This window comes from Spirochaetota bacterium (assembly GCA_038043445.1).
In the GTDB taxonomy this organism is placed as follows: Bacteria; Spirochaetota; Brachyspiria; order Brachyspirales; family JACRPF01; genus JBBTBY01.
In genome coordinates this window covers 1-6,755 of record JBBTBY010000015.1, presented here as the reverse complement: position 1 = coordinate 6,755, position 6,755 = coordinate 1, and the positions used below count along the sequence as shown (strand labels likewise).

6 protein-coding genes are annotated in these 6,755 nt (G+C 57.2%); 1 reads left to right on the top strand and 5 read right to left on the bottom strand.

Annotated elements, in window-relative coordinates:
* Window positions 1-2: 2 nt before the first annotated feature.
* Both AABZ39_02540 and AABZ39_02535 read right to left on the bottom strand, forming a co-directional pair.
* Window positions 3-1,856: an ABC transporter ATP-binding protein gene (locus AABZ39_02540; protein ID MEK6793627.1), complete on the bottom strand. Its 1,854-nt coding sequence runs from the start codon at window positions 1,854-1,856 to the stop codon at window positions 3-5.
* The gene (locus AABZ39_02535) at window positions 1,856-3,625 is read right to left on the bottom strand and encodes an ABC transporter ATP-binding protein (protein MEK6793626.1); all 1,770 of its coding nucleotides are present in this window, start codon (window positions 3,623-3,625) and stop codon (window positions 1,856-1,858) included. The genes AABZ39_02540 and AABZ39_02535 overlap by 1 nt, the downstream gene beginning before the upstream one ends.
* A 131-nt stretch (window positions 3,626-3,756) precedes the next feature.
* Here AABZ39_02535 and AABZ39_02530 point away from each other — a divergent pair, with 131 nt between their 5' ends.
* The gene (locus AABZ39_02530) at window positions 3,757-4,524 is read left to right on the top strand and encodes a hypothetical protein (GenBank protein ID MEK6793625.1); all 768 of its coding nucleotides are present in this window, start codon (window positions 3,757-3,759) and stop codon (window positions 4,522-4,524) included.
* Between the two features lies 1 nt (window position 4,525).
* On the opposite strand, the gene AABZ39_02525 is transcribed toward AABZ39_02530, so the two are convergent.
* The 3 genes from AABZ39_02525 to AABZ39_02515 all read right to left on the bottom strand — a co-directional run.
* The gene (locus AABZ39_02525) at window positions 4,526-6,151 is read right to left on the bottom strand and encodes a hypothetical protein (GenBank protein MEK6793624.1); all 1,626 of its coding nucleotides are present in this window, start codon (window positions 6,149-6,151) and stop codon (window positions 4,526-4,528) included.
* A 74-nt stretch (window positions 6,152-6,225) separates the two neighbouring features.
* Window positions 6,226-6,462, bottom strand: coding sequence for a hypothetical protein (locus AABZ39_02520; protein ID MEK6793623.1), 237 nt, complete (start codon window positions 6,460-6,462; stop codon window positions 6,226-6,228).
* 32 nt (window positions 6,463-6,494) lie between these two features.
* A partial coding sequence (locus AABZ39_02515; protein MEK6793622.1) for a hypothetical protein occupies window positions 6,495-6,755 on the bottom strand: 261 nt, incomplete at its 5' end.

Below are 6,755 nucleotides of genomic sequence, written 5' to 3'. Positions count from 1 at the left end.
GGCTACATGCCGCGGCGGAAGCTGTCGTATAGTTCGTGATAGAATCCGCGCTCTGCAAGCAGGCTCCGATGGTCGCCGCGCTCGACTATCTCCCCGTCCTTGATGACGAGTATCTCATCAGCATCGCGTATCGTCGACAGCCGATGGGCGATGACAAAGCTCGTGCGCCCTTTCATGAGTTTCTTCATCGCTTCCTGGATGTGCATCTCAGTGCGCGTATCGACGCTGCTCGTCGCCTCATCGAGTATGAGTATCGAGGGGTTCGCGAGTATCGCACGGGCGATGGTGATGAGCTGTCGCTGACCCTGGCTGATATTGACCGCGTCATCGCTCAGTACCGTATCGTACCCATCCGGGAGATGTTCGATGAACGCGTCGGCGTTCGCAAGCCGCGCCGCTTCCCGTATCTCCTCATCGGAGGCGTTCAGTCTGCCGTAGCGTATGTTCTCGCGGACGGACCCTGAAAAGAGATACGTGTCCTGCAATACCATCCCGAGCGAGCCGCGCAGGACATCCTTGTCGATCGTTCTGATGTCGTGCCCGTCGACGCGTATCGTTCCCTCGTCGATGTCGTAGAATCGTGTGAGCAGATTGACTATCGTCGTCTTTCCCGCACCGGTCGGTCCCACGAGCGCTATCGTCTGTCCGGGGTGCGCCGTCAGATGTACGTTCTTCAACACCGGAACTGCGGGGTCGTAGCCGAAGCGTACATTCTCGAACGATACGGTGCCCGCAATGACCGGTGCTATGGCCTCGGTCTGCCCGGCGAATTCCGCGCGCTCATCCATGACCTCGAACACGCGTTCGGCGCCGGCGAGCGCGGATTGTATCATGTTGTATTGGTTCGCCAGTTCGCTTATCGGGCGGAAGAAATGGCGCGCATAATTGGTAAAGGCGGCGATAACGCCGATCGTGATGATGCCTCTCACGGCGAGGAGTCCCCCGGCGGCGGCGACGAGCGCGAAGCCGAAGTTATTGACGACGTTCATAAGGGGGCCGATGATGCCGGTGAATATCTGCGCCCGTATGCCCGCTTCGTTCAATCGGCGATTGATGACCGAGAACGCATCGATCGTTCTCTTCTCATGGCAGTACGCCTTGACCACGCGCTGGCCGGATATCATCTCTTCTACATAGCCGTTCAGTTCCCCCAGCGACTTCTGCTGCGCGGAAAAATATTTTCTCGTCATCGCCCCGACGCGGCTCATCGCGAAAAGCCCGAGCGGGACGCTTACGAGCGTAACCACGGTGAGCAGCACGTTCAGATACAGCATGAGCGACAGCGTTCCGATGATCATGATGATGCTCGCCATGAGCTGCGGCGCGGCCTGCGTGAGCGTATTGTTCACGCTCTCGACGTCGTTGGTGATACGGCTCATCAATTCGCCGTGCGGCTTCCTGTCGAAATACGCTACGGGCAGCGTCTGCAGTTTTGCGAAAAGGTCGCCTCTGATCGTCCGGACGATGTTCTGCGATATGTGTATCATCGAGCGTATCTGCACCCAGGTGGTGAGCGAAGCGATGAGATAGGTGCCTGCGAGCGCGGCGACGATGAGCGCAAGTTGCTGGAGGTCCCCCTGTCCGCGTCCGACCATGGTATCTATCGCCATGCCGATGAGCCATGGGGAGGCAAGCTGCATGAGCGATCCGACAACGACGAACATGAACACGATAATGAGCGCGGGAATATGACGCCTGAGATATGTCCCGAGCCGCCTCATCGTACCGGCGATGTTCTTCGGACGCGATTTCGGCATGCCCGCCATGTGCCCGGGAGGACTGCCGAATCCGCCTGGTCTTCCGAACGGTGTTATCGGGCGATCGTTCGCGGCGTCGGGTTTTTTATGTGCCGCCATCAGACGGCCTCGTCGCCGATCTGTGACCGGTAAATATCGCGATAGGTCGCGCTGCCCTTCATGAGCCCCGCATGCGTACCCGTGTCCGATATGCGCCCGTTCTCGAGTATCAGTATCCTGTCGGCGTCCATGACGGAATTGATGCGCTGGGCGATGATGATGCATGTCGTGTGGGCCAGGCGTTCCCTGAGCGCACGCTGAATGCGGCCTTCGGTGCCGATGTCGACCGCGCTCGTGCTGTCGTCCATGATCAGTATCTTCGGGTCGCGTACCAGTGCGCGCGCAATGGCGATGCGCTGCTTCTGCCCGCCGGAAAGGTTCACGCCGCGCTGCCCGATGATGGTATCGTAGCCATCCTTAAAACCGGAGACGAATCCATGCGCTTCGGCTGCAACGGCGGCCTTTTCTATCTCCGCATCAGTGGCATCGGATTTCCCCCAGCGTATGTTCTCACGAACGGTGCCGCTGAACAGTATCGATTCCTGGAGTATCATGGCGATCGGCGCACGAAGGTCATCGAGTCCCATGGCGCGCACGTCGATGCCGTCGATGCGTACGGCGCCGCGGGTGACATCGTAGAACCGCGGGATGAGATCGACGAGCGTGGTCTTGCCCGCACCGGTAGCGCCGAGTATGGCGAGCGTTTCCCCCGGCCGCGCGGTGAACGAGATATCGATGAGCACATCGCCGCCGTGCGATGCCGGATACCGGAAAGAGACGCCCTCGAACGTGATGATGCCTTCCCGCATCGGGGATGTGCGCTCCGCGGAGACCTCTGCCGCGGCCGTAGTGCGAGTCTTTTGTCCGCCATCACCATCCAGTATGCTCGGTTCTGTCGTCAACACTTCGACGACGCGATCACCGGATACCTTTGCGCGCGATGCGTTCATGAGCATCATGGCCGACATCATGAGCGAGAAGAGTATCATCATGACATAGTTGACGAGCGCCAGTATCTGCCCGACGGCGAGCGTTCCGTCTTTGACCCGATAACCGCCGGACCAGAGCAGTATGATCATGCTCACGTTCATGAGGAGCATCATGAGCGGCATCACGCCCCCGACGACGCGGCCTGCCTTGATCGATATCGACGTAAGCTCATCGTTCGCGGTGCCGAACCGTCCTCTCTCATATGCCGAACGGACGAAGGCCTTGATCACGCGCACGCCGGTGAGGTTCTCCCGCGCCACATCGTTCACCCGGTCGAGCTTTTTCTGCACCGTGTTGAACATCGGGAAGCCCTTGCGTATCACGAGTACGAGGACAATGACGATCACCGGCATGGTGGAGAGCGATATGAGCGCAAGCGACGGGTTGACCGCGAAGGCCATGGCGATACCGCCGATGAACATCAACGGTGCGCGCACGAGTATGCGGAGCATCATGAGCACAAGGTTCTGCAGCTGTACGATATCGTTGGTCAGGCGTGTGATGAGCGATGCGGTATGGAATTTATCGAGGTCGGCGAATGAGAACGACCCGATGCGCCTGAAAAGGTCCTCGCGGAGGTCGGTGGCGAAATTCTGCGCGGCATGCGTCGCGAATACCGTGCAGCCGATGCCGCCCACCGCGCCGATGAGCGCGGCGGCAGTCATGAACGCGCCGGATCGAAGAACAAAGCCGATGTCGCCGCGGGCAATGCCGATGTCCACGATGTCGGCGAGGAAGTGCGGCTGCAGGAGATCGCAGAACACTTCTATCAGCATCAGGGCCGGGGCGATGACCGATGGTTTCCAGTACGGCTTCAAATAGCGCAAGAGCATTCGCATGATGCGGTGCAGTATACGCTGATGCTGTTCGTCGTCAAGGTCGCGACATGAATTGTGCATGAGCATACAGGGGATACTTGACGGAGCAGCAGGTGAGGGTATACTGACGGTACTGGCGGTGTATGAGACCCATGGAAAAAGTATTGATTTTCTTTCAAAAGCGCCGGGGATGGATGCGAAGGATCGTTCTCGCTGCATTTGCGATATGCCTCTTCTTTCCCATGCTCACCGTGAAAAGCTGTTCGTATAGCGGCGGCATGAGCGATAAGGATCCTGTCACCTATTCATGGATGAGTGTCGTCACGAGGGACGGGAAATTCGACCCATTCGCGGCAGCCCCGATAGCGATAGCGGTCATTCTCATCGGTGTTGCCTTCCTGCGCCTGCGTGGACAGCGGGTGTTCCCGCTGTTCGTCGTGCTGTCCGAATTCCTCTGCGCCGTGCTTGCTGTTGCGATAATGATATATTGGCCGGGCATAGCATTTCTCTTTGACACGGTGCGGCATACGCCGGTATATTTTGCCGCGATCGTTCTGCTGGCGTTCGCCGTGCTTGAGAGTGCGTTCCGGGCCGCTGCAGTATGGCGCGATGTTCGTTCGCTGGAAAGACCGGACAGCGCCGGCATCGGCATTCCGCGCCATATGCTCCGCGCGGTGAATATTATTGCAGTCCTGCCGCTGGCCTGCATTCCGTTCATGGGCCGGGGGCCATCGGCATTGAGCGTGGGCGATATCATCGCGATCGCGTTCTATCTACTTTTGCTGTGGGTTCCGTATCTCTTCCTGGGATTGACCGCGAATTTGGCTCTGACTCGGCGCGAGCGATGGGCATACGTATGGACAGCCGTCTCAAGCATACTCGCCGTCGTGTTCCTGGCCTTTCTCATAATGAAGGGATAGTTCAGCGTTTCAGTAATTCACGAAGCTTTTTTACGCCTTCATCATCATCGAAACCGGTCGCAGTGCGTACGGCGAAGGGGATGTCAAAACCGACCTTTTCGCGCTTGAGTAGTATGAGGTTCACGCATTCCCGGATCTTGTCCGGGAAGAACAACCCGTAATGCGATATAAGGCCAAGCGAGTCGTTGTCGACGGGGTTCTTCTCTTTCAGAAGCCTGTTGTAAAAAAGTTTTGCCAGGTCTTCGGTGCTTTTCGTGTAATTGACCTTCTGCGTCATCGACTGGAAATAGGCGGCCTCGATACGGTCCCAGACTCGGCGGTTGCCGCTCAGCCGCTGATCGTTCTTCAACTCCGCGAGGTCGGATTCGGAGAAGAAATCCTTAAGAAGCACGCTCGTCGATGATTGGCGCAGAAAAAGCGAGCCGTACGTTTCGATGATGTGATCGGTATCTTCCATAGTGAGCCCGCTGATGAGCGTGGTGCGGTTGCTTTTGAGCAGACGGTCCATGGTCCTGAATATCTGGCGATTGGTATTGAGCCGTCCATAGAGTATCGTCTTGTACATGAATTTCTGCTTGTCCTTCGTGCAGTACTTGTTGAGCTGGGCGACATAATCGAGCTGGGCATTGAGGACCTTATGGGCTACCGTCGTATCCACCTGCTTTGACAGCTGAATATGCATATCGGTGATACGGCTTAATTCCTCATCGACCGTCGTCTTGAATTCGTCGAACGATACGGCGGCAAGGTCGATCTCTTTTGCCGCCGTCGGGGCACGATCCGGCACCTGAACGGGGAATTCGATATTTTCGTCGACATCGAACGGGGACATTCCGCTTAACGGTGCTGTGCTCTTCGCATCCGTTGCGTCGCAGATGATCATCTTTATCGCCGCCTGCACGCCGTGCTCATCACCCCAGGTGCGTCCCGCCTGTTCGAGACCGACGGTATCCTTTATCCGTACGAATGCCTGTTTATACGACTGCAGTATGCCGAGCAACTCCTGCATGGTGGATTCCCTTGTCCACCAGAGGACCATATCGCGGACGAGGATGTTCTTTTCAAGTACTTCCAGGTCGGCAGGACTGAGCTTCTTATCGTCGAGCAATGCACGCGTACCATCGGTCGACTTCATGCACAAGAGGTCGGCGACGATAGACTTCAGTTCATGTTCATCGGTAAGGCTGAGCGCGGTGAACTTTGCGTTCGCCCAGAGGACGGCGCTTACCTGCTCACGGAGGATTTTCATGAAAACGGCGAGCAGTGACTGCAGTGTATCAACGGGAACCTCCTCGGGAAGACGCACCGAGGAGGCGAGCCCATACTGGAGCGCATGAACGGCGCATAAGCGTTCATAGGGGTCGGTGTAGTTAAGGAGATAATGAGCAATGTCCTCGATCACCCTGTCGATATGGAATCGTTCACTCGGGAATTCCTTCACGAGACGGGATCTTGCGTTCGTGCGAAGTGCGTCATCCGAATTCCTGATGAGGAATGCCGCAATGCATGCATATCCTGCCTGGGCTGGCGCGACGGTAGCGAGCAATTTGGTGAGGCCTTTGATGAAAGCGATATGGGCCGCGTTCATGTCCGGCAGTACGGTCTTCGCGTCGCTTTGTGAAGGCATCGATACACTATATCGCAATCGAATGTATAGTCAATACGGACCTGCTTTCGGTATAGGGATCTGCGCGCACAGGCCTATCGCAGGCGTCTGAACCACCGCGTTTCGCCGGCAAGCATCGGGAATTCGAGTTCCACGGCTGACGGCATCGGATTGTTGTCTGACAGATCGATGAGTTCGCTGCGCCTGCCGAGGGAAAGTTTTTTCTTCCCGTCCCTGAGCGCGTGTATCGAGATGAACCCGTTGCCCGCGGTCGTCACATCGCCGGCAGGCCTATCGGGGTAATGCCGCCGCAAATACGCTTGACGCTGCAAAAACAACTGCGATGATCCTCATGGCAACTCCCTCAGAGACCTATTATCATGAAATGCCGCGCCGGTATATCAACGGAGACCGAACTCCCCGAAACGATCATCGGCTTGCCCTCATATTCATCAGTGACCGACGGATCTTTCTTCACACCGCCGAGATCGATGGACGCTGTCTGACGTTGTGCGCTCAGATTACCGATGACCGCGAGCGTGCGGCCGGCGGTGCATGTGTAATACGTCACCGCGACCTCGGGATTCGATGACCGTATCTCCTTCTGGTCGTAATAGAACTTTAC